General features: G+C 71.2%; 25 protein-coding genes and 1 pseudogene. 15 read left to right on the top strand and 11 right to left on the bottom strand.

Annotated features, from left to right (window positions below; genetic code table 11):
- Position 1: 1 nt before the first annotated feature.
- On the bottom strand, positions 2-1,165 hold the full coding sequence (locus Apa02nite_RS38610; RefSeq protein WP_203829454.1) for a fatty acid desaturase family protein: 1,164 nt from the start codon (positions 1,163-1,165) through the stop codon (positions 2-4).
- Between the two features lie 56 nt (positions 1,166-1,221).
- Positions 1,222-2,328 carry a ferredoxin reductase gene (locus Apa02nite_RS38605; protein ID WP_203829453.1) on the bottom strand — a complete coding sequence of 369 codons (1,107 nt, stop codon included), beginning with the start codon at positions 2,326-2,328 and terminating at the stop codon, positions 1,222-1,224.
- A 73-nt stretch (positions 2,329-2,401) separates the two neighbouring features.
- Here Apa02nite_RS38605 and Apa02nite_RS38600 point away from each other — a divergent pair, with 73 nt between their 5' ends.
- The 8 genes and pseudogenes from Apa02nite_RS38600 (at position 2,402) to Apa02nite_RS38565 (ending at position 7,922) form a co-directional block, all read left to right on the top strand.
- Positions 2,402-3,595 (top strand): PucR family transcriptional regulator, encoded by a 1,194-nt coding sequence (locus Apa02nite_RS38600; RefSeq protein WP_067696471.1) that lies wholly within the window; start codon positions 2,402-2,404, stop codon positions 3,593-3,595.
- Between the two features lie 78 nt (positions 3,596-3,673).
- Positions 3,674-4,348 (top strand): YqeB family protein, encoded by a 675-nt coding sequence (locus Apa02nite_RS38595; RefSeq protein WP_203829452.1) that lies wholly within the window; start codon positions 3,674-3,676, stop codon positions 4,346-4,348.
- The gene (locus Apa02nite_RS38590) at positions 4,345-5,505 is read left to right on the top strand and encodes a sensor histidine kinase (protein WP_203829451.1); all 1,161 of its coding nucleotides are present in this window, start codon (positions 4,345-4,347) and stop codon (positions 5,503-5,505) included. The genes Apa02nite_RS38595 and Apa02nite_RS38590 overlap by 4 nt, the downstream gene beginning before the upstream one ends.
- Positions 5,493-6,161 carry a response regulator gene (locus Apa02nite_RS38585; RefSeq protein ID WP_203829474.1) on the top strand — a complete coding sequence of 223 codons (669 nt, stop codon included), beginning with the start codon at positions 5,493-5,495 and terminating at the stop codon, positions 6,159-6,161. Before Apa02nite_RS38590 ends, Apa02nite_RS38585 begins: the two co-directional genes overlap by 13 nt.
- A 12-nt stretch (positions 6,162-6,173) precedes the next feature.
- Positions 6,174-6,356: a hypothetical protein gene (locus Apa02nite_RS38580; protein WP_203829450.1), complete on the top strand. Its 183-nt coding sequence runs from the start codon at positions 6,174-6,176 to the stop codon at positions 6,354-6,356.
- Between the two features lie 35 nt (positions 6,357-6,391).
- A pseudogene (locus tag Apa02nite_RS52250) lies at positions 6,392-6,532 on the top strand (methionine ABC transporter ATP-binding protein); the annotation flags it as partial.
- 79 nt (positions 6,533-6,611) lie between these two features.
- On the top strand, positions 6,612-7,070 hold the full coding sequence (locus Apa02nite_RS38570; RefSeq protein ID WP_239164837.1) for a methionine ABC transporter permease: 459 nt from the start codon (positions 6,612-6,614) through the stop codon (positions 7,068-7,070).
- A 27-nt stretch (positions 7,071-7,097) separates the two neighbouring features.
- Positions 7,098-7,922 (top strand): MetQ/NlpA family ABC transporter substrate-binding protein, encoded by an 825-nt coding sequence (locus tag Apa02nite_RS38565; RefSeq protein ID WP_067696460.1) that lies wholly within the window; start codon positions 7,098-7,100, stop codon positions 7,920-7,922.
- 594 nt (positions 7,923-8,516) lie between these two features.
- Here Apa02nite_RS38565 and Apa02nite_RS38560 read toward each other — a convergent pair.
- The 3 genes from Apa02nite_RS38560 to Apa02nite_RS38550 all read right to left on the bottom strand — a co-directional run bounded on the left by Apa02nite_RS38560 (position 8,517) and on the right by Apa02nite_RS38550 (position 10,515).
- Positions 8,517-9,290, bottom strand: a complete 774-nt coding sequence (locus Apa02nite_RS38560; RefSeq protein WP_203829449.1) for a hypothetical protein — start codon at positions 9,288-9,290, stop codon at positions 8,517-8,519.
- 7 nt (positions 9,291-9,297) lie between these two features.
- Positions 9,298-9,858 (bottom strand): papain-like cysteine protease family protein, encoded by a 561-nt coding sequence (locus Apa02nite_RS38555; RefSeq protein WP_198171011.1) that lies wholly within the window; start codon positions 9,856-9,858, stop codon positions 9,298-9,300.
- 174 nt (positions 9,859-10,032) lie between these two features.
- Positions 10,033-10,515: an Lrp/AsnC family transcriptional regulator gene (locus Apa02nite_RS38550; RefSeq protein WP_239164836.1), complete on the bottom strand. Its 483-nt coding sequence runs from the start codon at positions 10,513-10,515 to the stop codon at positions 10,033-10,035.
- A gap of 125 nt (positions 10,516-10,640) precedes the next feature.
- On the opposite strand from Apa02nite_RS38550, the gene ald reads away from it, so the two are divergent.
- On the top strand, positions 10,641-11,759 hold the full coding sequence (gene ald / locus Apa02nite_RS38545; protein WP_203829448.1) for an alanine dehydrogenase: 1,119 nt from the start codon (positions 10,641-10,643) through the stop codon (positions 11,757-11,759).
- Between the two features lie 175 nt (positions 11,760-11,934).
- Here ald and Apa02nite_RS38540 read toward each other — a convergent pair whose 3' ends face one another.
- The 5 genes from Apa02nite_RS38540 to Apa02nite_RS38520 are packed head-to-tail and all read right to left on the bottom strand — an operon-like array spanning position 11,935 to position 16,758.
- Positions 11,935-12,600 carry a hypothetical protein gene (locus Apa02nite_RS38540; RefSeq protein WP_239164835.1) on the bottom strand — a complete coding sequence of 222 codons (666 nt, stop codon included), beginning with the start codon at positions 12,598-12,600 and terminating at the stop codon, positions 11,935-11,937.
- Entirely contained in the window at positions 12,597-13,463 is an 867-nt protein-coding gene (locus Apa02nite_RS38535) for a carbohydrate ABC transporter permease (RefSeq protein WP_067696442.1), read from the bottom strand. The genes Apa02nite_RS38540 and Apa02nite_RS38535 overlap by 4 nt, the downstream gene beginning before the upstream one ends.
- Complete coding sequence (locus Apa02nite_RS38530) at positions 13,463-14,437, bottom strand: carbohydrate ABC transporter permease (protein ID WP_203829447.1); 975 nt, start codon at positions 14,435-14,437, stop codon at positions 13,463-13,465. The genes Apa02nite_RS38535 and Apa02nite_RS38530 overlap by 1 nt, the downstream gene beginning before the upstream one ends.
- A gap of 5 nt (positions 14,438-14,442) precedes the next feature.
- Positions 14,443-15,723 carry an ABC transporter substrate-binding protein gene (locus Apa02nite_RS38525; RefSeq protein ID WP_203829446.1) on the bottom strand — a complete coding sequence of 427 codons (1,281 nt, stop codon included), beginning with the start codon at positions 15,721-15,723 and terminating at the stop codon, positions 14,443-14,445.
- Between the two features lie 9 nt (positions 15,724-15,732).
- Positions 15,733-16,758, bottom strand: a complete 1,026-nt coding sequence (locus Apa02nite_RS38520; RefSeq protein WP_203829445.1) for a LacI family DNA-binding transcriptional regulator — start codon at positions 16,756-16,758, stop codon at positions 15,733-15,735.
- A 212-nt stretch (positions 16,759-16,970) separates the two neighbouring features.
- Here Apa02nite_RS38520 and Apa02nite_RS38515 point away from each other — a divergent pair, with 212 nt between their 5' ends.
- From Apa02nite_RS38515 to Apa02nite_RS38490, 6 genes are read left to right on the top strand one after another with little or no spacing between them, the layout of a single operon-like run.
- Positions 16,971-18,287: a Gfo/Idh/MocA family oxidoreductase gene (locus Apa02nite_RS38515; protein ID WP_203829444.1), complete on the top strand. Its 1,317-nt coding sequence runs from the start codon at positions 16,971-16,973 to the stop codon at positions 18,285-18,287.
- Positions 18,284-19,693 (top strand): glucuronate isomerase, encoded by a 1,410-nt coding sequence (uxaC, locus tag Apa02nite_RS38510; RefSeq protein ID WP_203829443.1) that lies wholly within the window; start codon positions 18,284-18,286, stop codon positions 19,691-19,693. Before Apa02nite_RS38515 ends, uxaC begins: the two co-directional genes overlap by 4 nt.
- Positions 19,690-21,141 carry a mannitol dehydrogenase family protein gene (locus Apa02nite_RS38505; RefSeq protein WP_203829442.1) on the top strand — a complete coding sequence of 484 codons (1,452 nt, stop codon included), beginning with the start codon at positions 19,690-19,692 and terminating at the stop codon, positions 21,139-21,141. The genes uxaC and Apa02nite_RS38505 overlap by 4 nt, the downstream gene beginning before the upstream one ends.
- The gene (locus Apa02nite_RS38500; protein ID WP_203829441.1) at positions 21,138-22,223 is read left to right on the top strand and encodes a Gfo/Idh/MocA family protein; all 1,086 of its coding nucleotides are present in this window, start codon (positions 21,138-21,140) and stop codon (positions 22,221-22,223) included. Before Apa02nite_RS38505 ends, Apa02nite_RS38500 begins: the two co-directional genes overlap by 4 nt.
- Entirely contained in the window at positions 22,201-22,536 is a 336-nt protein-coding gene (locus Apa02nite_RS38495) for a cupin domain-containing protein (protein ID WP_067696420.1), read from the top strand. Before Apa02nite_RS38500 ends, Apa02nite_RS38495 begins: the two co-directional genes overlap by 23 nt.
- 13 nt (positions 22,537-22,549) lie before the next feature.
- The gene (locus Apa02nite_RS38490) at positions 22,550-23,842 is read left to right on the top strand and encodes a pectate lyase family protein (protein ID WP_203829440.1); all 1,293 of its coding nucleotides are present in this window, start codon (positions 22,550-22,552) and stop codon (positions 23,840-23,842) included.
- A gap of 149 nt (positions 23,843-23,991) precedes the next feature.
- Here Apa02nite_RS38490 and Apa02nite_RS38485 read toward each other — a convergent pair whose 3' ends face one another.
- Entirely contained in the window at positions 23,992-24,705 is a 714-nt protein-coding gene (locus tag Apa02nite_RS38485; protein WP_203829439.1) for a DUF1963 domain-containing protein, read from the bottom strand.
- Positions 24,706-24,899: the final 194 nt, after the last annotated feature.

The raw sequence follows: 24,899 nt of genomic DNA, 5'->3' as shown, positions 1-24,899 counted from the left end.
GTCAGACCGAGACCGAGACCGGCTCGGCCGCGACCTGGGGCCGCGGCGGGCGAGCCGGGTCGACCGCGCGGGCCGGCTTGCGGTTCGGGAACGACAGGCGGATCACCTTGGCCCAGGCCGAGGCGACCTGCACCGGCAGCGGGCCGGTGACGTAGGGCAGGTCGTACTTCTCGAACAGCGCGCGCACCTTCACCGCGACCTCGGCATACCGGCTGGCCGGCAGGTCGGGGAAGAGGTGGTGCTCGATCTGGTGGGACAGGTTGCCGGTCATGATGTGCATCAGCTTGCTGCCGGAGATGTTGGCCGAGCCGAGCATCTGCCGCAGGTACCACTCACCGCGGGTCTCACCCTTGATCGAGGAGCGCTCGAACGTGGAGACGCCGTTCGGGAAGTGACCGCACATGATCACCGAGTGGCTCCACACGTTCCGCACGATGTTGGCGGTGAAGTTCGCCGCGATGGTGTGCAGGAACGACGGGCCGGACAGCGCCGGGTGGATGATGTAGTCCTTCAGCACCTGGCGACGGATCTTGCGGCCGACCGCCTTGACGTTGGCCACGAACTCCGGGTTGCTGCGCTTCTTCTTGGACTTCAGGTTGCGGCCGAGCTCCAGGTCGTACGCGGCGATGCCGTACTCGAAGAACAGCGCGTTGATGAAGTTCCACAGCGGCTGGGCCAGGAAGAACGGGTGCCACTTCTGGTTCTCGTCGACCCGCATGATGCCGTAGCCGAGGTCGTTGTCCTTGCCGATCACGTTCGTGTACTTGTGGTGCAGCTCGTTGTGCGAGTGCTTCCACTGCGCGGCCGGCGTGACGTGGTCCCACTCCCACTTGGTGGAGTGGATCTTCGGGTCGCGCATGAAGTCGTACTGGCCGTGCAGGATGTTGTGGCCGACCTCCATGTTCTCCAGGATCTTCGCGACCGAGAGGCCGGCGGTGCCGACGATCCAGGCCGGCGGGAAGATCGAGAACAGCAGCACGGCACGGCTGCTCATCTCCAGGCTGCGCTGGACCTTGATCACCTTGCGGATGTAGGCAGCGTCGCGTTCCCCCCGGACCGCGAGCACCTCGTCCCGCATCGCGTCCAGCTCGCGGCCGATCGACTCGATGTCCTCAGCGGTGAGGTGACCGATCGGGTTGACTTCCTGGCGTTGCAGCGTCGTCACGTGTGTTCCTCGGATTCTCTCTTCGGCGGGGGGTTGGTCTTCGGCGGTGCTGGTGGTCAGAAGTCGAAGTGGCAGGGGCCGGCCGCGGCCGAGATGCACGTCTGGACGAGGACGTTGTCACCCTCGACGGCGGTGGTGACCTGGCCGTCGCGGACGTCCCGGACGATGCCCTCGCGCATCGGCAGCACGCACTTGTAGCAGATACCCATCCGGCAGCCGGACGGCATGAGCTGGCCGGACGCCTCACCGGCGTCCAGGATCGTGACGCCGCCGGGCGACTCGATGGTGGTGCCGGACTTCTCGAACGTCACCGTGCCGCCCTCGCCGGCGACCAGCACGGTGGGCCGGAACCGCTCGACGTGCAGCCGCTCCGCGACGCCCGCCTCGGCCCAGTGCTCGGTCATCGCGTCGAGCATCTCGCCGGGACCGCAGGCCCAGGTCTCCCGCTCGAACAGGTCGGGGACCAGCTCGTCCAGGTCGGCGGGCTTGAGCCGGCCGTCGGTGGCGGTGTGCCGCTCGACCAGCCGGATCTTGCCCTGCTCGGCGAGCGCCCGCAGGTCGGCGCCGAAGACCACGTCCTCGGGGGTGCGGGCGGAGTGCACCACGACCGCGTCGGACAGCTCGTGGATCAGGCTGCGCAGCATGCCCATGACCGGCGTGATGCCGCTGCCGGCCGTGATGAACAGGCTCTTCGCCGGCCGCTCACGCGGCACCACGAAATCGCCGGCCGGGAGGTCCAGGTGCACGACCATGCCCTTGCGGGCGTTGTCCCGGAGGTACGAACTGACCACGCCGTCGCGCACCGCGTTCACGGTCACGCTGATCCAGCCGGCCGGGTGACCGGCGGCGCTGCTCACCGAATAGGCGCGCCAGAGCCGGATGCCGTCGACGTCCACGCCGAGCCGCACGTACTGACCGGGCTGGTGCGGGAGCCAGCCCCGGCCCGGGCGCAGCTCCAGGGTGACCGCGTTGTCGGTCTCCCGGTGCACCGCCTCGACCCGGGCGCGCAGGACATGGGGGTTGCGCAGCGGGGCGATGACGTCGAGGTAGTCGGTGGGCACCACGGGGGTGGTGATCAGCTCGACGACTCGCCAAGCGCCATTGCGCAATGTCTTGGTAACCGGCACCTGACCAAGACTCGTCGTTCGGCCGGGCGAAAGCATGACCTACAGAAGTGAATCGAGAGGGCCATAATTGTTCGGCGGGGACAAAGGCCGGACCGAAAGAGGGGTCATAGTGATCGAACCGTTACGAGATGTCCGGTCCTACCGTTTGCCCAAGTCCGTTATCGCCCCGTTGCGCCAGGGTCTGGCCGACGTCTCGGTGCAGACGATCACCGCGATCACCATGGAGGTGCCGGCGTACGCGCAGGCCTTCGCGGGAGTGCTCGGGCACAAGATCGAGCGGGCCGTGCAGGCCGCGCTCGGCACCTTTCTCAACCTGGTGTCCCGGCCCGGCACCGATCCTGGCACGCCGCTCGCGTCGGCGCTGGAGGGGGCGTACGCGCTGGGCCGGGGCGAGGCGCGCTCCGGCCGCAGTCTGGACGCGCTGCTGGCGGCGTACCGGGTGGGCGCCCGGGTGGCCTGGCGGGAGCTGGCCGCGATCAGCGTGAACAGCGGGCAGCCGGCCGGGACGATCGCGGACTTCGCCGAGCTGGTGTTCGCGTACATCGACGAGCTGTCCGCGGCGAGCGTGGCCGGGCACGCCGACGAGCTGGCCGCGTCCGGCCGGATCCGGCTGCGGCACCTGCAGCAGCTCGCCCAGGCGCTGGTCGCCGGGGAGTCGGCGCACGTGGTGCAGGCGGCCGCCGAGCGAGCCGAGTGGGTGACCCCGCAGACGCTGACCGCGATCCTGCTGCCGGAACGGGCCGCGCGGTCGCTGATCGACCTGCTCGACCCGCGCACGCTGCCGCTGGCCGGTGCGCTGCCGGACCTGCCGGGCACCGCGGTGCTGCTGGTGCCGGACCCGCAGGGCGCCTCCCGGTCGCACCTGACCCGGCTGCTGACCGGGCACGACGCGGTGATCGGCCCGGCCCGGCCCTGGTTGCAGGCGCAGCTGTCGGTGGAGCGCGCGGTCCGGGTCCAGCAGCTGCACACCCCGGCACCCGGACAGGTCGTCGACACCGAGGAGCACCTGCCCGAGCTGGTCGTCTCGGCCGACCCGGCAGCCCTGGCCGACCTGCGGGAACGCGCGCTCGCGCCGCTCGCCGGGGAGCGCGGGTCGGCGGCGGCCAAACTTGTCGAGACGCTGCGCAGCTGGCTGCTGCACCACGGGCGGCGCGAGGACGTGGCCGCCGAGCTGTTCGTGCACCCGCAGACCGTGCGGTACCGGATGACCCGGCTGCGCGAGCTCTACGGCGACCGGCTCAAGGATCCGCGCTGGGTGCTGGCCCTGACGATCGCGCTGGCGGTCCCGGCCCCCGACGCATGATCACTTCTAGACCAAAGTCGGTGCCTGCCGACTTTCGCCAACTGGTTCTGCCGGTGCCCGGCACCTAGCGTCACTGGCATGACCAGGGACACCGCCGAGCTCGGCTTCGCACCGCCGGACCGCCTGCTGATCACGTGCGGGCCGGCGGCGCTCGGGCTGCTGCTCGCCTGGCTGCTGCCGATGGTCGCGCGCTGGGCCCTCGACCTGCACTTCTGGCTGCCGTTCCGGCCGGCCTTCGCGGTCGTCGGCGCGGTCGACGAGCCGTGGGAGCTGGCCGTGCAGGCGGGCATCCTGGTGGTGCTGGGGCTGCTTGGCACCGCGACGCTCTACGAGAACCTGACCACGGTCACCGTCTCCCGCTTCGAGGCGCGGATCGGCACGGCCGTGCTGCCCCGCGGCGAGGTCACGGCCGTCTACCTGGACGGTGACGACCTGGTCGTGCTGGACCGCGAGTCCCGGCAGGCGGCCCGCTGCATCCCGCGGGCCCGGCGCGGGGTGCTGGCCGCGACGTTCCCGGAGTTCGGCTACCCGTGGCGGGACGCCGACCCGTACGCCGGGCTCTACCACCGGTGGACGCCCTCGTCCGACGCGCTGCCCCCGGCCGCCGACGCGGTGCTCTCGGCCCGCGCCGTCGCGGTCCGCAAGAAGGCCGCCACGGAAGCCCGCGAGTTGCGCGCCACCCTGGAGAAGCTGGGCTACTCGGTCCGCGACGAGGGCGGCGAGCAGCTGTGGCGTCCGCTGGTGCACTCGTGACCGCGCTGGAGCGGCTCGGCGGCCGGGTCTTCGACCTGGCCGCGATCGGGGCGTCGGTGTTCGGCGCGCTGGTGATCACCTCGGAGGCGGAGAGCAGCGGGCGGATCGCCGGCGACGCGACGTTCTTCAGCCTGCTGCTCGCGCTGGCCGGGTCGATCGCCCTGTGGTGGCGGCGCCGCCACCCGGTCGGGGTCACCGTCCTGCTCGTGGTGATCGCGGCGGTGACCGACTTCGCGTCGTTCGCCGGGCTCATCGCGCTCTGCACGGTCATCGCGCGCCGGCGCGGTCGCACGCCCTGGGTCCTGACCGGGCTGTACCTGCTGGCCGGGACGGTCTACAGCGTGTGGCGACCGGACCCCACCCTCCCGCCGCCGATCGAGTTCGTGCTCAGCGTCGCGTTCCTGATCGCGACCGTCGCGATCGCGGTCGCCATGCGCTCGCGCCGGGACCTGGTCGAGTCGCTGCGGGAGCGCGCGGTCCGCGCCGAGCAGGAGGCGCACGACCGCGCCGACCGGCTGCGCGGGCTGGAGCGCGAGCGGATCGCCCGGGAGATGCACGACGCCCTCGCCCACCGGATCTCGCTGGTCAGCCTGCACGCCGGCGCCCTGCAGATCAATCCGGACCTGACGCCGGAGCAGGTGGCGAACGCCGCGGCGACCATCCGGGACAGTGCCCACCAGGCCCTCGAGGACCTGCGCGAGATCCTCGGCGTGCTGCGCGCCGGCACCGTCGACCCGGGCGGTGAGCTGCGCCCGCAACCCGGCCTGACGCTGCTCGGCGAGCTGATCGGCGACGCCCGGGCGGCCGGCGTGCGGGTCGACTTCGCCGACCGGTCCGGCGACGCGCCGACCGGAGCGGCTCTCGGCCGCACCGTCTACCGGCTGGTCCAGGAGGGCCTGACCAACGCCGCCAAACACGCCTCCGGTACGACGGTGAACGTCGAGCTGTCCCGCCTCACCCCGAGTGAGCTGCACGTCCTGGTCACCAACCCGATCCCGGCCCGCCCCGGCCCCGCGCCGCCGGGCGCCGGCGCCGGGCTGGTCGGCCTCGCCGAACGGGTCGGCCTGCTCGGTGGCCGGCTGCGGCACGGCGTGCACCGCGCCCCGGACGGGTCGCTGTCGTTCCGGCTGGAGGCGTGGCTACCGTGGCCGGTGTGATCAGGGTGCTCATCGCGGACGACGATCCGCTGGTCCGGGTGGGGCTCTCGATGGTCCTCGCCGCCGGCAAGGACCTGCAGATCGTCGGGGAGGCCGCCGACGGCGCGGAGGCCGTCGCGCTGGTCCGGCGCCTGCACCCGGACGTGGTGCTGATGGACATCCGGATGCCGCGGATGGACGGGCTGGCCGCGACCGCCGAGATCCGCCGGGCCGGCCCGGAACCGGCGATCATCGTGCTCACCACGTTCGACACCGACGACCACCTGCTCGGCGCGCTGCGCCGGGGTGCGAACGGGTTCCTGCTCAAGGACATCCCGCCGGACCGGATCCTGGACGCGGTGCGCCGGGCCGCGGCCGGTGAGTCGATCCTCGCGCCGTCGGTGCTGCCCCGGCTGATCAGCCACGCGGTGGGTGCGTCGGCAGGGGAAGCGGAACCCGGCCCGGAGCCGGCGGCGCTGGCGGCGTTGCAGAGGCTCAGCGAGCGGGAGCGGGAGGTCGCCGAGGCGGTGGCGACCGGCCGTTCCAACGCGGAGATCGCCGTCGAGCTGCACATGAGCGTGCCGACCGTGAAGGCCTACGTCTCCCGGCTGCTGGACAAGCTGAGCTGCGCCAACCGCGTGCAGGTCGCCATCATGGTGCACGATGCGCGGCGGTGAGACGATCGGTGCATGGATGAGGACCAGCACATGACCGACGCCGACGCCGAGGGTTCCCGGGTCGAACGGTTCCGCGCGCTACCGCCCCGGATCCGCCCGGACGAGATGGTCGAGCTGGCCGAGACCCGCCCGGCCCGCGGCCGCCCGGTCTCCGCACTCACCGACGACGAGCAGGTCGTCCGCTACGCCGGCTGATCGCCCTGCTCTCCTCGCGGACCGTCGCCGGCAACGTGGCGTTCGCGCTCGAGGTCACCGGGGTGCCGCGCGCCGAACGGAAGTCCCGGGTCGCCGAACTGCTCGACCTGGTCGGGCTGACCGAGCGGGCCGACGCGTACCCGGCGCAGCTCTCCGGCGGGCAGAAGCAGCGGGTCGGCATCGCCCGGGCCATCGCCGCGCGGCCCAAGGTGCTGCTCTCCGACGAGGCCACCTCGGCGCAACATCGGCCGGTCGGTGCCGTTCATCGTCCTGCTCGTGGCGATCATGCCGTTCACCCGGCTGCTGGTCGGCACCACGATCGGCACCGACGCGGCGATCGTGCCGCTCACCGTCGGCGCCATCCCGTTCTTCGCCCGGCTCGTCGAGACGTCGCTGCGGGAGGTGCCGCCGGACGTGATCGCCGCGGCCACCGCGATGGGCGCCACCCGCCGCCAGATCGTCGCCAAGGTGCTGCTCCGCGAGGCGCTCCCGGGCCTGGTCGCCGGCCTGTCGATCACCGTGATCGCGCTGATCGGCTATTCCGCGATGGCCGGCGCGATCGGTGGCGGTGGCCTCGGTGACCTGGCGATCCGCTACGGCTACCAGCGCTTCGAGACCGATTTCATGATCATCATCGTGGTCGTGCTGGTGGTCCTGGTCCAGATTCTTCAGCTGGTGGGCGACGGTTTCGTCCGCCGCTTCTCCCACCGATAAATCCCTTCAGGAAAGGCACCACTGATCATGCGCCGCCGTTCTCTCGCCGCCGTCCTGGCCGCCACCACCCTCGTCCTGGGCCTGGCCGCGTGCGGGTCCTCCGACGACGACAAGGCCTCCGCGTCGTCGGACACCTTGAAGGTCGGCGTCAGCCCCGTCCCGCACGGCGAGATCCTCAAGTACGTCGCCGACAACCTGGCGGCCAAGGAGGGCCTGAAGCTGGACATCGTCGAGTTCAACGACTACGTCCAGCCGAACGTCGCCCTCAACGACAAGCAGCTCGACGCGAACTACTTCCAGCACATCCCGTACCTGGAGGAGGAGATCGCGTCGAAGGGCTACAAGTTCACCGCGCTCAAGCCGGTGCACATCGAGCCGCTCGGCGTCTACTCCAAGAAGGTCAAGAGCCTGGCCGAGGTCCCGGCCGGCGGCATCGTCGCGATCCCGAACGACCCGTCGAACTCGGGCCGCGCGCTCACCCTGCTCGCCAAGAACGGCCTGATCACCCTGAAGGCCGGCGTCGGCGTCAAGGCGACCGAGAAGGACATCGCCACCAACCCGAAGAACCTGGTCTTCAAGGGCCTCGAAGCCGCACAGCTCCCGCGCAGCCTGGAGGACACCTCCCTCTCGGTGATCAACGGCAACTACGCGATCGAAACCGGTCTCAAGCCGGCCACCGACGCCCTCGCCCTGGAGAGCGGCGACGACAACCCCTACGCGAACCTGGTCGTGGTCCGCACCGGCGACGAGACCGACCCGCGCGTCGTCAAGCTCGAGAAACTCCTGCACTCCGCCGAGGTCAAGAAGTTCATCACCGACAAGTACCAGGGAAGTGTTCTCGCTGCTTTCTGATCGGAATCGGACGACAGTAAAGATCAAAATCCAAGTCAAGATCTTTTTGTCGTGCGTCCGCTGTGGTGCGGATCGTCGCTCCCGCCGGGACCCCTGCGGGCTTCGCTGGCCGCTGGCGCGTCCAGAACGCGAAGCCCTCCGGGGCGACGTCCGTGGCGGGGCACGGTCACCCCCACCTCACAACCCGCAGCGCCGTCCCGTCGAGGGTCGGCGCTGCGCCGTTTCCGCCCGGCATCCGCGCCCTGCGCCCGCCCGTGCCGGCCGGCCCACGCATCACCTGTGAGGGTGATCGGGGTCACTGTGGGTCAACCCTGCGGCGAAAGGTGGCCACTGATCGGTGACCACCTTTCGCCGAGTAGCAGGGTCATCACGCAGACCGGTGCGCATTCCATCAGCTCCACGCCCGCAACGTCCCTATCCGCCCCGGCCGCCGCGACGGCCACCGCCCTCCGGCCCGGCCGGCCCGCACGGTGGCCGCCGGTGACCGGGTTGTGATCTTCCGGTTCGACCGTGCCCTCCCGCAGGGGTCCCGGCGGGAGCGGCGATCCGGACCCCGGCGGACGCACGACATCGATCTTCTGAATTTGATCTTTATCAGGCCGCCCGGCGCACCCCGCTGCTGCGCCTGACCACCCACCAGGCCACCAGGCCGGCCAGCAGCAGGACCGCGCCGGCGGCCAGGCCACCGCCCGCACCCTCGCCGGTCTGCCCGGCCGCCGCGCCGTCGGTGTCCTCGTCGTCGAGACTGCCGTCCCAGACCGCCGGCTCGTGCGCGATCGTCACGGCCGACCGCAGGTCGTCGACGCCCTGCACGGCGTCCACCGCGGTCGACGACGCCTCGGACAGGCCCTCGGCGGTGAGCGTGGCCGCGGCCGTGGAACCGACCTCGACCAGCCCGCCGAGCTGCGGGTCCTGGACCACCTGACCGGCCACCGTGCCGGAGACCAGCGCGGTGCCGGCCGCCACGTCGTCGTCGACGTAGGTGACACCGACCGTGCCCGACGCCGACAGCGTGGCCGCGATCGTGCCCACCACGGCGCCGTCGCGCAGCAGGCCGGCGACCCAGACGTCGGTGCCGACCGCGACGCTGTCCGAGCCGCCGGAGACGAACGCCGGGTTCCAGTCGTAGAGCCGGATCGGCGTGCCCGCGGTGTACCCGGTCGCCGGCAGCGAGACCTCGTCCTCGGAGTCGACCGCCGAGGCGGCGAGCACCCCACCGGCCACCGACGGGGCCTGCTCGGCGAACCAGGCGGCCACCGCGGCCGGCGCGGGCTCGGCGGCCGACGCCGGTGCCGCGGCGCCGAACAGTGCGGTCACCACGAGAGCGGCCAGCCCGGCCGCATGCAGCGTCACTCTGCTGATCCTCATGCGGTCCTCACTTCTCGTAGAGGTAGATGAGAGCGGTGCCGATGGTCCAGCTCGAGTTGGAGAGGTAGCTTCCCCACTCCCGCGACGTCGTGGTGCCGCTCGCCGGGTCCATGTAGGACACGCCGTAGGAGTAGCCGGTGTTGTAGTAGCCGCGCAGCACGTGCGCGTGCCCGCCGCCGGCCCGCCAGCGGATCGAGCTGTAGATCGGGCGGCCGATGATGATCTCCGACTTGGCGTAGTCCCAGGTCAGGGTGATCTCAGTGCCGGGGTTCACGCCGTACTTGTTGAGGGCGCGCCGCACGTTGGTCTTCGACCCGGCGGAGTTGGCGCAGGTCGACGTGTTCTTGCCGGACTTGACGATGCCGCACTGCGCGACGACCGTGCCGGTCTGGAACTTGATGATCGACTTGGACACCGCGGCCCAGCACCAGTTCGACTTCTCCTGCTTGTACTTCGTCACGGCGAGGTACTTCTCCACCGCCTGCGCGGCCGGGGCGGACGTCAGGGTCAACCCGACGACCAGCGCCAGCACGGCGAGCACCCGCGCCCAGATACTTCTCGATTCCATTCCTGCATCTCCCCCATCCGATGGAACGGTGGTGGAGGGCATCGCCCACGTCAGCAACGAGATATCGGGCGACCCGCCGGAAGATCCACCGTTCATCGAAGCGTATCGACACATTTAAAAATCTAAATAGGGCGATCGAGGGTGGTGGCGCGGGAGGTCAGCTGGTAGGGGCGGTCAGTTGCCGCGGCGGTGTTCGAAGATGAGGTAGGTCTCGGTGCCGGCGATCAGGCGGGTGCCGCTGAGGCGTTCGGTGATCACGGTGCGCAGGTCGTCGACGTCGGCGGCCGCGACGTGCAGCAGGAAGTCGTAGTTGCCGGAGACGAAGTAGACGTCGCGGACCGCCGGGATGCCGGCCAGGGACTCGGCGAACTTGCCGATCGCGTCGCGGGCGTCCGACCGGATCCGGACCGCGATCATGGCTTGGATCGGGCGGCCCATCCAGGCCGGGTCGACGTCCGCGTGGAAACCGCGGATGGCGCCGAGCTCGCGCAGCCGGCGGATCCGGGTCAGGCACGTCGACGGGGCGATGCCGACCTGCTCGGCGAGGGCGTTGTTCGGCGCGCGGCCGTCGGCGCGCAACAGGCTGAGCAGCTCCAGATCGATGTGATCCAGGCCTCGAACATCCTTCGGCAGGTCCACCGTCACACCCCACCGCATCGAACGAAGTGCAGCACAGGGCTCCCGTACAGAATCTTCTTCGCTGCACTTGCCCGCCTGCTGCACATCGTTTCACTCTAACCGCATCGGGCGTCACCCCACGGCGCCGGGCGAGAGGAACCCCCATGCACATCGGTGTGCCGACAGAGGTCAAGAACCACGAGTACCGGGTGGCCATCACCCCGGCGGGCGTGGTGGAGGCTGTACGTCACGGCCACGACGTCGTCGTGCAGGCCGGCGCGGGGCTCGGCTCGGCGATCACCGACGCGGACTACGAGGCGGCCGGGGCCCGGATCCTGCCGGACGCCGACGCGGTCTGGGACGCGGCCGACATGATCCTCAAGGTCAAGGAGCCGATCGCGTCCGAGTACCACCGGCTGCGGGCCGGCCAGGTGCTCTTCACCTACCTGCACCTCGCCGCCGACGCCGACGGCACCAAGGCGCTGCTCACCAGCGGGACGACCGCCATCGCGTACGAGACGGTCCAGCTCGCCGACGGCTCCCTCCCGCTGCTGGCCCCGATGTCGGAGGTGGCCGGACGGCTCGCCCCGCAGGTCGGCGCGTACAGCCTGATGCGCAACAGCGGCGGCCGCGGCGTCCTGCCCGGCGGCGTGCCCGGCGTGGCCCCCGCGAAGATCACCGTGATCGGCGGCGGCGTCTCCGGCGCGAACGCCGCCACCATCGCGCTCGGCCTCGGCGCCGACGTGACGATCCTCGACCTCAGCATCCCCCGGCTGCGGCAGCTCGACGTGCAGTTCGGCGGCCGGGTGCGCACGCTGGTGTCCAGCGCGTACGCGATCGAGCAGTCCGTCATCGAGGCCGACATGGTGATCGGTGCCGTGCTGGTCCCCGGTGCGAAAGCCCCCACACTGGTCAGCAACGACCTGGTGAAGCGGATGAAGCCCGGCTCGGTGCTCGTCGACATCGCGATCGACCAGGGCGGCTGCTTCGAGGACTCCCGTCCCACCACCCACCAGGACCCGGTCTACCAGGTGCACGGCTCGGTCTTCTACTGCGTCGCCAACATGCCCGGCGCGGTGCCGAACACCTCGACGTACGCACTGACCAACGCGACTCTGCCGTATGTCCTGCGGCTCGCCGACCAGGGCTGGCAGGACGCGCTGCGCGCCGACCCGGCCCTCGCCCTCGGCCTGAACACCCACGCCGGCATCCTCACCAACGACTCGGTCGGTACGGCCCTCGGTCTCCCCACCGAGACCGTCAGCTCGGTCCTCGCGGCCTGACCCGACCACCCCGCGCGCCCTCCTCGCCCCCCGCGACGGAGGGCGCGCCCCGTTGGTCGGGCGTTGTGTGGGGAGTTGGGGTGCGGAGCGCGCCGAAAGTCCCCACGCTCGGGTGGGTCGGGCGTTGTGTGGGGAGTTGGGGTGCGGAGCGCGCCGAAAGTCCCCACGCTCGGGGTCAGGCCGGGGCCAGGCGGTCGCTGAGCAGGTGGACGGCGAACAGGTGGAAGCCGACCATCAGCGGGAGGGTGACCGGGACGGCCAGGACCAGGAAGAACGCGATCACGCCGATCAGGGCCAGGACGGTGGCGGCCTTCGGGTGGTCCCAGGCCCAGCCGGCGGCGGTGCGCCAGGGCAGCTCCGGGTCGCGGCCCAGGGCGACGAGGGTCAGCGCGGCCACCCCGGCCAGCCAGGCCGTGACCACCGCGGTGATCCCGAGCAGCACCGGGCCGCCGGGGACCCAGCCGCCGCGGACCGCGACCAGGTCGATCAGCAGCACGGCCGCGGCGAGCAGGGCCGGGAGACCGGGCAGCACGCCGCGGCGGTACTGGCGCAGCAGCGGGCGCCAGGTGGGCAGCCGCCCGCCGGCATAGCGGGTGCGCACCGCGGCCGAGCCGGTGGCCAGCGCCGCCGGGGCGGTGACCACCGGCAGGGCCAGGGCGGTCACCGCGATCCCGATCAGCGCCAGGTCGGCGCCGAGAGCCAGCCGCTCCCGCCAGTCCGGTCGCGCCGCCGGCATGTCGTCGACCGGCCAGTTCGGCGGCGCTTCCGTCGTACCGGAAAGGGGGTAGCCGGGCAGGAGCGGGCCCGGAAGCGGACCGGCGTCCCGGTGTGGCAGCGTCATCCCTTCAGGCCTGTCGTGTTGATGCCCTCGACCAGCAGGCGCTGGAACGCGACGAAGAACAGGAAGACCGGGGCCAGCGACAGCACCGACATCGCGAACATCGGGCCGACCGCGGACTGGCCGGTGGAGTCGATGAACAGCGTCAGCGCCACCGGAGCGGTGTATTTCTCCAGGTCGGAGAGGTAGACCAGCTGGCGGAAGAAGTCGTTCCAGGTCCAGATGAACGAGAAGATCGCGGTGGAGACCAGGGCCGGCCGGGACAGCGGCAGGACCACGTGGCGGAACACGCTGTACGCGCTGCAGCCGTCGATCTTCGCGGCGTCGTCCAGCTCGCGGGGGATGCCGCGCATGAACTGGACCATGAGGAACACGAAGAACGCGTCGGTGGCCAGCAGGTGCGGCGCGATCAGCGGGAGGTACGGCCACGGGCCGCCGACCCAGCCGAACGACCGGAACATCACGAACTGCGGCACGATCAGCACGTGGCTGGGCAGCAGCAACGTCCCGATCATGACGGCGAACCACAGGCCGCGCAGCCGGAACCGCAGCCGGGCGAAGGCGTACGCGGCCAGCAGGCAGGACACGCAGTTCGCCACCACGGTCAGCGCCGCGACCATGAAGCTGTTCAGGAAGTACCTGCCGAACGCGATGTCGAAGTGGTTCCAGCCGTTCGGATAGTTGGCCGGTGTCCAGGTCCGCGGCAGCACCGCCACGTTGTTCAGGATCTCGTCCGGCGCCTTGAACGAGCTGCCCAGCATCCACGCCAGCGGGTACAGCACCAGCGCGGTCAGCAGCAGCAGGACCGCGGGACGGATCAGTGAGCGGGGCCTGAACGGCCGGCGCCCGGCGACCACGGTGACCATCAGTCGTCTCCGTCCGAGTAGTGGACCCAGAACCGGCCGGTCCGGAAGATGACCACCGTGACCAGGCCGATCGCGAGCAGGAAGACCCAGGCCATCGCCGAGGCGTAGCCCATCTCGAAGTTCGCGAAGCCCTTGAGGTAGAGCTGGAGCGTGTACATCAGGGTCGAGTCGACCGGGCCGCCGGTGCCGCCGGAGAGGACGAACGCCGAGGTGAAGCCCTGGAAACCGTGGATCGTCTCGAGCACCAGGTTGAAGAAGATGACCGGGGAGAGCATCGGCAGGGTGACGCTGAGGAACTTGCGGAACGGGCTCGCGCCGTCCACCTCGGCCGCCTCGTACAGCTCGACCGGCACCTGTTTCAGGCCGGCCAGGAAGATCACCATCGGGGCGCCGAACTGCCAGATGGCCAGCAGGATCAGCGTGCCGAGGGCGGTGCTCGGGTCGTTCACCCAGGCCTTGCCCTCGATGCCGAACCAGGCCAGGAACGCGTTGACCGCGCCGGTCCGGTCGAAGATGCTGCGCCAGATCATCGCGACCGCGACGCTGCCGCCGAGCAGCGACGGCAGGTAGAACAGCCCGCGGAACACGCCGGAGCCGCGGAACGACCGGTTCAGCAGCATCGCCACGCCGAGCGCCGCGCCGAGCTTGAGCGGGGTGCCGATCAGCGCGAAGACCAGCGTCACCCGGACCGCGTGCCAGAAGGCCGGGTCCGCGGTGAACATCTCGCGGTAGTTGTCCAGGCCGATCCAGGTCACGTCGGACCAGGGGCTGAGGATGTCGTAGTCGGTGAAGCTGAGGTACAGCGACATCAGCATCGGGATCGCGGTGATCGCCGCGAGCCCGAGCAGCCAGGGTGCGAGGAAGACGTATCCGGCACGCCCGTCGTCGGAGTGCCGGGCGGGCCGGCCCCGCCGCTGGGAAGCGGCGGGACCGGACTGCGGCCGATGCGCGGGCGACCGGGTGCTGACGGCCACCGGGCTCACCCGGCGACCGCGGCCTGCGCGGCGGTGAAGAACTGCTCGGCGGCCTGTGCCGGGGTGACGGTGCCGAACTGTGCGGCCTCGGCGGCCTTGACCAGCTCGGTCTTGACCGTGCTGTGGCCCTTCGGCGGGACGCTCGGCGGGGTGCCGAACTTCGGGAGCAGTTCGCTCTCGAGCGCGATCGAGGCCTTCATCGCAGGATCGGTGGTGGTCGCCTCGACCTGCTTGCGGATGTCCAGGTTGGACGGCAGGCCCCGGTCGGTGCCGAGGATCTTGCCGGCCTCCGGGTCGTTGGCCAGGAAGTTGATCACGTCGACCGCGGCGTCCTTGTCCTTGCTGCCGCGGTAGACCGAGAAGTACATCGAGGCGCGGGCCCACTGCGCGGACGGGTCACCGGGGTAGGCGACCACACCCAGGGTGTCCTTGGTGTTCTTCTGGATGTCCGGCATCTGGTTGGCCCAGACCCACGAGGTGAGCGCCTTGCCGGTCACCACGGTCTGCTTGGTGATGTCGGTGGCGTTGCCCTCGTGGATCACGTCCGCGGTCGGGGTGGCCTTCGCGTCGCGGGCGCCCTTCCACAGCTCGAACCACTTCTGCACGTCTTCCTTGGCGAAGCCGAGCTGGTTGCCGTTGTAGAACTGCTTGCCGTTCTGCCGCAGCCACACCCAGAGCGCCTTGTAGTCGGCGCTCGGGTCCATGGTGCCGGCCACCTTGGTGGCGGCGCCGGCCTTCTGCGCCCAGGCGATCAGGTCCTCCCAGCTCATCCCGGTCTTGGGGAGCTCCTGCTTGGCGGCCTCCAGCTTGGTCTTGTTGAAGACCAGGCCCTGGGTGTTCTCGCCCATCGCCATCCCGGCCAGCTTGCCGTCGACGAGGCCGTACTTCCACAGGCCCTCGGGGAACTTGGTGAGGTCGAGCTTGCCCGAACTCTGATAGCTGGTCAGGTCCTCGGTGACGTTGCGGGTGCCGTACTCGGCGAGGTAGTTGTCGTCGATCTGGAAGATGTCCGGGGCGTCCGAGCCGGCGGTGAGCGTCGCGAGCTTGTCGAAGTAGCCCTGGTTGGCCTGCCAGGTCGTCTTGAACGTGATGTCCGGGTGCTTCTGGGTGTAGAGCGCGAGGGCCTGCTCGGTGAGCTTGGCCCGGGCCTCGCCGCCCCACCAGAAGAAGGTCAGCTCGGTCTTGCCGTCACTGCTGGAATCGTCGCCACCACAGGCGCCGAGCAGCGCGAGCGGCAGGGCGATCACGGCGGCCATCAGGCCGCGCATCATGCGGGGTGCGGTCATGGGGGTGGGTCACTCCTTGGCGTATGCGGCGACCTCTGCGGTGGTCGCGCCGGCCGGGGCGTAGGGCCCGGGCCCGGTGGAGTTGCGGATGACCAGATCGGTCCGGAGGGTGACCTGTCCGGTGGCGCCGTCGTCGCCCTGTTGAAGCAGCATGTCGACGGCGGCGCGCCCGGCGGCCGCGGTCGGGTTCGCCACCGTGGTGAGCGTGGGGCGGACCAGTGCGCTCGTCGCGATGTCGTCGAAACCGACGACGCTGATCTGCCGTGGCACGGCGACGCCGCGGTCCTGCAACGACTGGAGCAGGCCGATGGCCATCAGGTCGTTGTAGGCGAGCACCGCGGTGGCGCCGGTGGCGAGCACCGCCCCGGCGGCGTCCGCACCGGCCTGGGAGACCGGCACGTGCGGACCGAGGACGGTGAATTCCGCTCCGCCGGCCCGGGCGGCAGCCCCGGCGGCTTTGCGGATCTCCCGGTTGGTCCACGACCCGCGCGGACCGGACAGGTAGACGAGGTGACGGTGGCCCAGGTCGACCAGATGGCGGACGGCCGAGCGAGCGCCCGTGCCGACGTCCATCACCACCGCCGGTAGCCCGTTGATCAGGCGGTTCACGACGACCAGGGGCACCTCGCGGCGCAGGTGCTCGATCTGGTCGTCGCTCATCCGGGGACTGCAGAGCAGGATCCCGTCGACCTGCTTGGCCAAGGCCCGGACCAGGTCGTACTCGACGACCGGGTCCTCGTCGGTGTCGGCGACGAAGACGTGGTAGTCACGTCGCCGGGCGTGGGTCTCGGCCGCCTTGATCATGGGCGGGAAGAAGGGGTTCGCGATGTCGGCCACGATCAGGCCGATGTTGTGGGTCCGTCCGGTGATCAGCGCCCGGGCGGCCCGGTTCGGGCGGTAGCCCAACTCCTCCGCGGTGGCCAGCACCCGGGTACGGGTGTCCGGGTTGACCAGGTGCGGCGCCGAGAAGGTGCGCGACACCGTGGAGATGTGCACTCCGGACGCCTTGGCGACGTCCCGGATGGTCACGGCCACGGATGCCTCCCGGCAAAGAGTGTGATCCGGCTCTCTCTGGTGGAGCCATTAATGCAAACGGTTGCTGAGGTGTCAACGCCCTTCGATGTCCCTTCTGTTGCCGATGCATGACGTAGATGCGGCAAACTGGGGCATATTTGGACCGTCCATTGACTTCGATCGAGGTCTCGTACCTAATCTGTTGCAAACGTTTGCCGAACGGAGGCGATCGCATGCTCCGCTACGCCTTGGTCGGTGCCGGCGCCCGGGCCGGGATGTTCATCCGGGCGCTCACCGACGACCACGCCGATGTGGCCCAGCTGGTCGCCCTGGCCGACACCAACCCGGAACGCCTGGCCGTCCACAACAGACGGCTGGCCTCCGAGGGCAAGGGCCAGGTGCCGCTCTACGCCGCTGCCGACTTCACCGAGATGCTCAAGCGGGAACGGGTCGACGTCGTGCTGGTCACCACGGTCGACAGGTACCACGACGAGTACCTGGTCGCCGCGATGGAGGCCGGCTGCGACGCGGTCACCGAGAAGCCGATGACCGTCGACGTGCCCGGCTGCCGCCGGATCCTCGCGGCGCAGGCCCGCACCGGCCGCCGCGTCCGGGTCACCTTCAACTACCGCTACAACCCGCTGCACCAGGCGGTGAAACAGGTCCTCGCGTCCGGGGAGATCGGCGAGATCGGCTCGGTGCACTTCGAGTGGCTGCTCGACGTGCGGCACGGCGCCGACTACTTCCGCCGCTGGCACCGGGACAAGGCCAACTCCGGCGGGCTGCTGGTGCACAAGGCCGGCCACCACTTCGACCTGGTCAACTGGTGGCTGGACGACGCGCCGGACCAGGTGTTCGCGGCCGGGCGGCTGTTCTTCTACGGCGAGCAGGGCCGGCGGCACGGGTACGCCCGCGACTACGACCGGGCGCACGGCGCGGCCGCCGCCGAGGGTGACCCGTTCGCGCTGCGGATGGCCGACGAGCCCGCGATGCGCGAGCTGTACCTGCAGGCCGAGCAGCACGACGGCTACCTGCGCGACCAGAACGTCTTCGCGCCCGGGGTGACCATCGAGGACGACATGGCGGTGCTGGTCCGCTACGCCCGGGGCCCGTCGATGAGCTACCACCTCACCGCGTACGCACCCTGGGAGGGCTACCGGGTGATGGTCAACGGCAGCAAGGGCCGTCTCGAGCTCGAGGTGGTCGAGACCGATCACGTCGCGCCGGGCGCGGCCGGGGCGGTCAAGGGCGAGCCCGGCTCGCTGTCGAGTGCCGAGCAGGGCTGGCGGCGCCTGCTGGTCCGGCCGTTCTGGGCCCCGCCGCGTGAGATCACTGTGGACGGGTACTCCCGGCAGGGGCACGGTGGAGCCGACGTGCGGATGCTCGCCGACCTGATCCGGCCGGACGCGCCGCCCGACCCGCTCGGCCGGACCGCGAACGCCGTGGACGGCGCCCGCGCCCTGCTCACCGGCCTGGCCGCCAATGAGTCACTGGCAACCGGACAGGCCGTCCGCGTATCGGACCTCCTAGATCTCGAGGAGATCAAGTGACCCTGTTCCCCGCCGAGGCGACCCAGCGCGGTATCGCCCGTGAGCTCTACGCCCACGCCCGCGACCTGCCACTGATCAGCCCGCACGGCCACGTCGACCCGGCGCTGCTGGCGAACGACGAACCGTTCGGCGACCCGGCCCGGCTCTTCGTGGTACCCGACCACTACGTCACCCGGATGCTGAACAGCCAGGGCATCCCGCCCTCCCGGCTGGGCGTGCCGAGCGTCGACGGCAGCGCGGTGGAGACCGACGGCCGGGCCATCTGGCGGCTGCTCGCCGCGAACTGGCACCTGTTCCGCGGCACACCGTCCCGGCTGTGGACCGAGAAGGTCTTCGCCGAGGTGTTCGGGATCGAGAAACGGTTCGGCGCGGACACCGCCGACGAGATCTACGACGAGCTGTCCGCCCGGCTGGCCGAACCGGAGTACCGGCCGCGGGCGCTGTTCACCCGGTTCAACATCGAGGTCCTGGCGACCACCGAGAGCCCGATCGACGACCTCGCGGTGCACGCGAAACTCGCCGCCGACGGCTGGGGCGGGCCGGGCGGCCGGGTGATCACCACGTTCCGGCCGGACAACCTGGTCGACATGGAGTGGACCGGCTGGGCCGGGCGCGTGGCCGTGCTCGGCGAGCTGACCGGGCTGGACGTCGGGACGTACCCCGGATTCCTGTCGGCGTTGAGGGCGCGCCGCGAGTTGTTCGTCGCCGCCGGCGCCACCAGCTCCGACCACGGGCACCCGACCGCCGCGACGGTCGAGCTCAGCGACGCCGACGTCGCCGTGCTGTACCGCAAGGGCCTCGGCGGGGCCGCCGACGCGGCGGACGCCGAGACGTTCCGGGCGCACATGCTCGTCGAGTTCGCCCGGATGTCCCTCGAGGACGGCCTGGTGATGCAGCTGCACCCGGGCTCGGTGCGCAACCACAACCGGGCGCTGCACGCCCGGCACGGCCGCGACGTCGGCGGCGACATCCCGTCCGGCACCGAGTACGTGCAGGCGCTGCGCCCGCTGCTGGACCGCTACGGCGACGACCCACGGCTGCGGATCGTGCTCTACACCCTGGACGAGACCGCGTTCACCCGTGAGCTCGCGCCGCTGGCCGGTGGCTACGCCGCGATCTACCTGGGCGCGCCGTGGTGGTTCCTGGACAGCCCGGAGGGTCTGCGCCGGTTCCGCGAGACGGTCACCGAGTCGGCCGGGTTCTACAACACGGCCGGGTTCGTCGACGACACCCGCGCGTTCTGCTCGATCCCGGCCCGGCACGACGTGGCCCGCCGGGTCGACGCCGGATACCTGGCCCGGCTGGTCGCCGAGGGCCGGCTGCCGCTCGACGAGGCCGCCGAGACCATCGCCGACCTGGCATACCACCTGCCGAAGAAGGTCTTCCGGCTGGACCGAACGGCATGACGGTGACCACCACGCTGCGCCTCGCCGCGCTCGCCGGGCTCGCACCGGAGTGCCGTCCGGCCGTACCGCCCGGCGCCGTCCGGCCCGGCATCCTGCACCTCGGGCTCGGCGCGTTCCACCGCGCGCACCAGGCCGTCTACACCGAGACCGCGGTCGCGGCGGCCGGCGGCGACTGGGGCATCGTCGGGGTCGCGCCGCGCTCCCGGGTCATCGTCGACAAGCTGCGCGCCCAGGACCGGCTCTACAGCGTGCTCACCGTCGGCGACGGCCCGGACCACGCGCGGGCGGTCGGCATCCTGTCCGGGCTCGGGCACGCGGCCGGCGACCCGTACGGCGTGCTGGCCGCGATCGCCGACCCGGGCATCCGGATCGTGTCGCTGACCGTGACCGAGAAGGCGTACCGGCTCGGACCGGACGGGCGGCTGCTGGTCGACGACGAGCTGCGCGCGCAACTGACCGGGGCGGCGCCGCCGACCAGCGTGCCCGCGCTGCTGGCCCGCGGGATCATGGCCCGCGGCACCCCGCTGACCGTGCTGTGCTGCGACAACCTGCAGGGCAACGGCCCCCGGATCCGCGGGATGGTGGAACAGGCCCTCGAGGTGGCCGGCGCGTCGCTGCCGGCCGGGGTGGCGTTCCCGGCCACCATGGTCGACCGGATCGTGCCGGCGACCAGCGCCGGCCATCTGCGCCGGGCGGCGGCCGCGCTCGGCGCGCAGGACAGCGTGCCGGTCGTCGCGGAGCCGTTCCACCAGTGGGTGATCGAGGACCGGTTCCCCGGTGGCCGGCCGGACTGGGCCGCGGCCGGGGCGATCATGACGACCGACGTGGAGCCGTGGGAGACGCTCAAGCTGCGGGCGCTGAACTCGGTGCACTCGGCGTGCGCGTACCTCGGCGCGCTGGCCGGCCGCGAGATGATCTCGGACGCGCTCCAGCTGCCCGGGATGGGCGGGCTGCTGCGGCGGTTCCTGGCCGAGGACATCGCGCCGTCGATGACCCCGCCGGCCGGGGTGACGGTGCTCGGGTACGGCGAGACCGTGCTCGAGCGGTTCGCCAACCGGGAGCTGGGTCACCGTACCCACCAGGTCGCGATGGACGGGAGCCAGAAACTGCCGTACCGGCTGCTCGGCACGATCGCCGACCGGCGGCGGGCCGGTGCCGTGCCGGTCTGGGCCGCGCTGGTGCTGGCCGGGTGGATGCGCTTCGCGCGGGGCGTCGCCGACGACGGGTCCGCCCTGCCGCTCGACGATCCCCTGGCGGCGCGGATCCGGGACGTGGTCACGCAGCGTCCGGACACGCCGGCCGGGCTGGTCGACGCGCTGCTCGGGCTCGACGAGGTGTTCCCGGCGGCGCTGGCCTCCGACGGCGAGTTGCGGGCCGAGCTGATCCGCTGGGTGGGGGAGCTGGAGCGGCACGGCGCGGCGGCCACGATCGCGGCGGCCGGCCGATGACGCCGCGGGTCGCGCTGATCGGCGCGGGGGGTCACGGGGTCTCGCACCGCCGTACCCTCAAAGATCTTGCCGATCGCGGCGATCTGGAGATCGCCGCCCTCTGTGACCGGAGTCCGGTCGAGCCCGAACCGGGTGTGCCGTTCTTCGACGACCACGCCGCGATGCTGCGGGCCGTCCGCCCGGATGCGGTGATCATTTGTACGCCGCCGCACACCCACCTGCCGATCGCCCTGGACTGTCTCGCGGCCGGCGCGGACCTGCTCCTGGAGAAGCCGCCGGTGACCACGCTCGCCGAGCACGATCGGCTGGCCGCGGCGATCCGGGACAGCGGGCGGCGGTGCCAGGTCGGTTTTCAGGCGCTCGGTTCGGCGGCGCTCGACCGGTTCCGGACGGCTACCGCGGGCAGCGCTACACCGGTGTCCGCGGCCGGAGCGTGGTGGCGGGCGGACTCCTACTACCGGCGGGCGCCGTGGGCCGGTCGGCAGGCGACGTTCGACGGGGCGCTGGTCAACCCGTTCGCGCACGCGCTGATGCAGGCCCTGTCCGTGGCGGACGGGTTCGAGCCGGTGACGATGGAGTTGGAGCGCTATCGAACCCGGGAGATCCAGACTGATGACACGACGTTCCTCCGGCTGGCCGGTTCGGATCAGCGGACGATCACGGTGGCGGTGACGCTGGCGTCGTCGGTGTTCGTGGCCGGGGAGATCCGGGTCGGGGCGGACGTGTTGGAGTACCCGACGGACCGGGTGGTGCTGTCCGGTGACACGTCATTCCACGAAATATCCGGACGTGTTGGGCTGCTGGAGAACCTGCTCTCCGGCGACCCGCTGATCGTGCCGCTCGAGCGGACCCGGACGTTCACCGCGGTCGCCGAGGCGATCGTCTCCTCGGCGCCGCCGGAGCCGATCCCGGCCTCGTTCCTGCGGCCGCACCCGGACGGCGGCGGGAACATCCTGCCCGGCGCCGACGAATTGGTCCGGCAGGTCGCCGCCACCGGCCTCCTGCCGTCCGAAAGTGATATCGCCTGGGCGGTCAGCCCATGGAAGGGAGCCCTGCACCATGCGCAAACTGAAGCTCACTGACCTGGCGGACCACCACCGCGGTCCGACCTTCACCAGCGTCCTGCCCGGGCACGTCGTGGAGCGGGGCGGGTTCCGGGTCTACGCCCAGCCCGGCTTCCGCACCCACGACGAGCCGGGCCGGCACGTGCACACCGTCCCCGAAGTCTTCGTCATCGTGCAGGGCAGCGGCGCCATCGAGATCGAGGGTGTCGAGGCCGACCGGTTCCAGGCCGGTGACGTCGTGGTGTTCGAACCGGGCGAGGACCACCACCTGATCAGTCAGGGCGCCGACCCGCTGGTCTTCACCTGGATGCATCTAGAACCCGTCGCCTGAATCGGAGCACGTCATGCTTCTTCGACAATCCGCTCTCGCGGTGACCGCCGGCCTCCTCCTCGCCGGCGTCGCCATCACCCCCGTGTCCGCTGTTTCCCTGACCGTCCCCGCTGTCGCCAGGGACGTCCTTCCCGCCTCCGACGGCTGGGCGGCGTCCGGGACCGGGACCACCGGTGGCTCCGCCGCCGCCGACGATCACGTCTATGTCGTCCGGACCCGGGACGAGCTCGCCGCCGCGCTCGCCGGGACCGACACCGCACCCCGGATCGTGCTGGTCGCCGGCACGCTGCGGCGCAACGGCGACTGCGCCACGTACGCCGACCCGGCGTACTCGCTGGACGCGTTCCTGGCCGCGTACGAGGGGACCACGGTCAAACCGGCCGGGCCGCTCGAGGAGGCTCGGGTGCGGTCGGCGAAGAACCAGGCCGCCGACGTGCAGCTCAAGGTGCCGTCCAACACCACGATCGTCGGGCTGGCCAACGCCCGGCTGATCGGCCTGAACCTGCTCGTCTCCACCGCCGACAACGTGATCATCCGGAACCTGCGCCTCGAGGACGCCGCCGACTGCTTCCCGCTCTGGGACCCGACCGACGGCGCGGCCGGCAACTGGAACTCCGCGTACGACCTGATCACGCTGACCGGCGGCACCCATGTCTGGGCCGACCACAACACGTTCAGTGACGGGAACAATGTGGACTCGGGGCAGCCGGAGTACTTCGGGCGGCCGTACCAGGTGCACGACGGGGCGCTCGACGTGATCCGGGCTTCGGACCTGGTGACGATCTCGTACAACGTGTTCCAGGAGCACGACAAGACCATGCTGATCGGCTCCACCAACACGGTCGGCGCGGACGTCGGCAAACTCCGCGTCACGGTCCACCACAACAAGTTCGCCAACGTCGGCCAGCGCGCGCCGCGTGTCCGATTCGGACAGGTGGACGTCTACGACAACTACTACTACGCCACCGACGAGGACACCTACCAGTACTCGTGGGGCGCCGGTGTCTACTCGGCGATCTACGCGGAGAACAACTTCCTGCTCCGCAGCGCCGACATCGGCCTCGACGAGATCGTCTACAACTGGGGCGGCAGCGCGCTGACCGAGAAGGGCACGCTGACCCGGATCGGCACCGGCCCGGTCACCGCGGTCAGCCTGCTGTCCGAGTACAACGCGACCCACGACCCGGACCTGGGCGCGGATGCCGGGTGGACGCCGGTGCTGCGGGCCGGCCCGCTCACCCCGACGGCGCAGGTCCCGGCGGTGGTCACCGCGCAGTCCGGCGCCGGCCGCCTCTGCCTGCGATAACCCCTTTCCGGTACGCACTGACCGCAGCCACCCCGCCCTGTGGCGGCACGCTTCGGCCCGCACCGGGCCGTGGCGTGCCCGCCGGGCGGGGTGGTCGCGTGTTCCGCGCCGGAACTCCGCCCCCCCGGCCGGGCGGGCCGCGGCGGGGGTCACGGGGAGGCGTAGGAGCGGCGGACGTTGGCGAGGATGCCGGTGCGCAGGTCGGCTTCGGTGATCCAGAAGGTCACGCTGGTCACCGGCCCCCACGTCGTGCCCTCCTCGGCGGTGAGCTGCAGCAGCGGGCGGTGACCGGTCACCGGGATGTCCCGGTTGTCGTGGTAACCGAGCAGGCGGTGGCGGGGCTTGGGCAGGTGCGGGGTCAAATCCTCGGACAGATCGATCAGCTCGCGGATGGTCAGGCCCAGGTGCTCGGCGAGGTCGTCGTGCCAGTTCGGGATCGCTCCCCGGGCGGTCGGGACCAGGGGGAGCGCGGGGATGGTGCGGCGCGGCTCGGGGAGCGGGGCGACCGGGGCGTCGGCCACGTGCAGGACCTGGCAGCCGTCGTCACCGTGGTCGCCGGGGAAGCCGGCCGAGAAGTCGTCGTCGTGGAAGAACAGCAGGCGGCCCTCGGCGGGGAACGGCCACTCGCGGCCGAGCAGCTCGACGGACTCGGCGCAGTCGATCTGGGCCAGCATCAGCATCGGACGACCCTGGAACCACGGCCAGACGAAGGCCGCCACCGAGGGGTCGCCGCCGAACGCGCTCCAGCCCTCGTCGGCCGGGGCATAGCCGATCGAGGGGCGGGCCAGGTTCAGGTAGGCCGTCGCGGTCTCCGGGGCGAGGCGGGTTCGGACGATCGCGCGGACCTCGGGAGGCAGGGTCATGGTCGCCGAGTGTGGCATATCGCCCGCCGGAATCAACCACGATCTTGACAGGTTCAGCCGGTCCCTACCGTCGCCCGAGCGGGGCCCGCCGCCCGGGCGGAGCGCTTTGTGCGCACCGGCACAGAGGCGATGTTCGGGGCCGAAGCCACGGTTACTCGCCGGTAATGTCCGGCGGCATCGTCCATAGTGCTCCG

Source organism: Actinoplanes palleronii, assembly GCF_016862315.1.
GTDB lineage: Bacteria > Actinomycetota > Actinomycetes > Mycobacteriales > Micromonosporaceae > Actinoplanes > Actinoplanes palleronii.
Note: the sequence above shows the minus strand (reverse complement) of the source record. Positions and strands in the feature narration are given on the sequence as shown.

What these genes read in the sequence shown, in the direction of transcription:
- Apa02nite_RS38535 (WP_067696442.1), bottom strand. Translation starts at nt 13,463, where the DNA reads ATGGTCACCGTGGTCGCCGGGCGCCGGCCGTTCAGGCCCCGCTCACTG.
- Apa02nite_RS38485 (WP_203829439.1), bottom strand. Translation starts at nt 24,705, where the DNA reads ATGACCCTGCCTCCCGAGGTCCGCGCGATCGTCCGAACCCGCCTCGCC.
- Apa02nite_RS38495 (WP_067696420.1), top strand. Translation starts at nt 22,201, where the DNA reads ATGCGCAAACTGAAGCTCACTGACCTGGCGGACCACCACCGCGGTCCG.
- Apa02nite_RS38555 (WP_198171011.1), bottom strand. Translation starts at nt 9,858, where the DNA reads ATGGAATCGAGAAGTATCTGGGCGCGGGTGCTCGCCGTGCTGGCGCTG.
- Apa02nite_RS38565 (WP_067696460.1), top strand. Translation starts at nt 7,098, where the DNA reads ATGCGCCGCCGTTCTCTCGCCGCCGTCCTGGCCGCCACCACCCTCGTC.
- Apa02nite_RS38525 (WP_203829446.1), bottom strand. Translation starts at nt 15,723, where the DNA reads ATGACCGCACCCCGCATGATGCGCGGCCTGATGGCCGCCGTGATCGCC.
- Apa02nite_RS38550 (WP_239164836.1), bottom strand. Translation starts at nt 10,515, where the DNA reads ATGCGGTGGGGTGTGACGGTGGACCTGCCGAAGGATGTTCGAGGCCTG.
- Apa02nite_RS38580 (WP_203829450.1), top strand. Translation starts at nt 6,174, where the DNA reads ATGGATGAGGACCAGCACATGACCGACGCCGACGCCGAGGGTTCCCGG.
- ald (WP_203829448.1), top strand. Translation starts at nt 10,641, where the DNA reads ATGCACATCGGTGTGCCGACAGAGGTCAAGAACCACGAGTACCGGGTG.
- Apa02nite_RS38540 (WP_239164835.1), bottom strand. Translation starts at nt 12,600, where the DNA reads ATGACGCTGCCACACCGGGACGCCGGTCCGCTTCCGGGCCCGCTCCTG.
- Apa02nite_RS38505 (WP_203829442.1), top strand. Translation starts at nt 19,690, where the DNA reads ATGACGGTGACCACCACGCTGCGCCTCGCCGCGCTCGCCGGGCTCGCA.
- Apa02nite_RS38500 (WP_203829441.1), top strand. Translation starts at nt 21,138, where the DNA reads ATGACGCCGCGGGTCGCGCTGATCGGCGCGGGGGGTCACGGGGTCTCG.
- Apa02nite_RS38515 (WP_203829444.1), top strand. Translation starts at nt 16,971, where the DNA reads ATGCTCCGCTACGCCTTGGTCGGTGCCGGCGCCCGGGCCGGGATGTTC.
- Apa02nite_RS38605 (WP_203829453.1), bottom strand. Translation starts at nt 2,328, where the DNA reads ATGCTTTCGCCCGGCCGAACGACGAGTCTTGGTCAGGTGCCGGTTACC.
- Apa02nite_RS38595 (WP_203829452.1), top strand. Translation starts at nt 3,674, where the DNA reads ATGACCAGGGACACCGCCGAGCTCGGCTTCGCACCGCCGGACCGCCTG.
- Apa02nite_RS38560 (WP_203829449.1), bottom strand. Translation starts at nt 9,290, where the DNA reads ATGAGGATCAGCAGAGTGACGCTGCATGCGGCCGGGCTGGCCGCTCTC.
- Apa02nite_RS38490 (WP_203829440.1), top strand. Translation starts at nt 22,550, where the DNA reads ATGCTTCTTCGACAATCCGCTCTCGCGGTGACCGCCGGCCTCCTCCTC.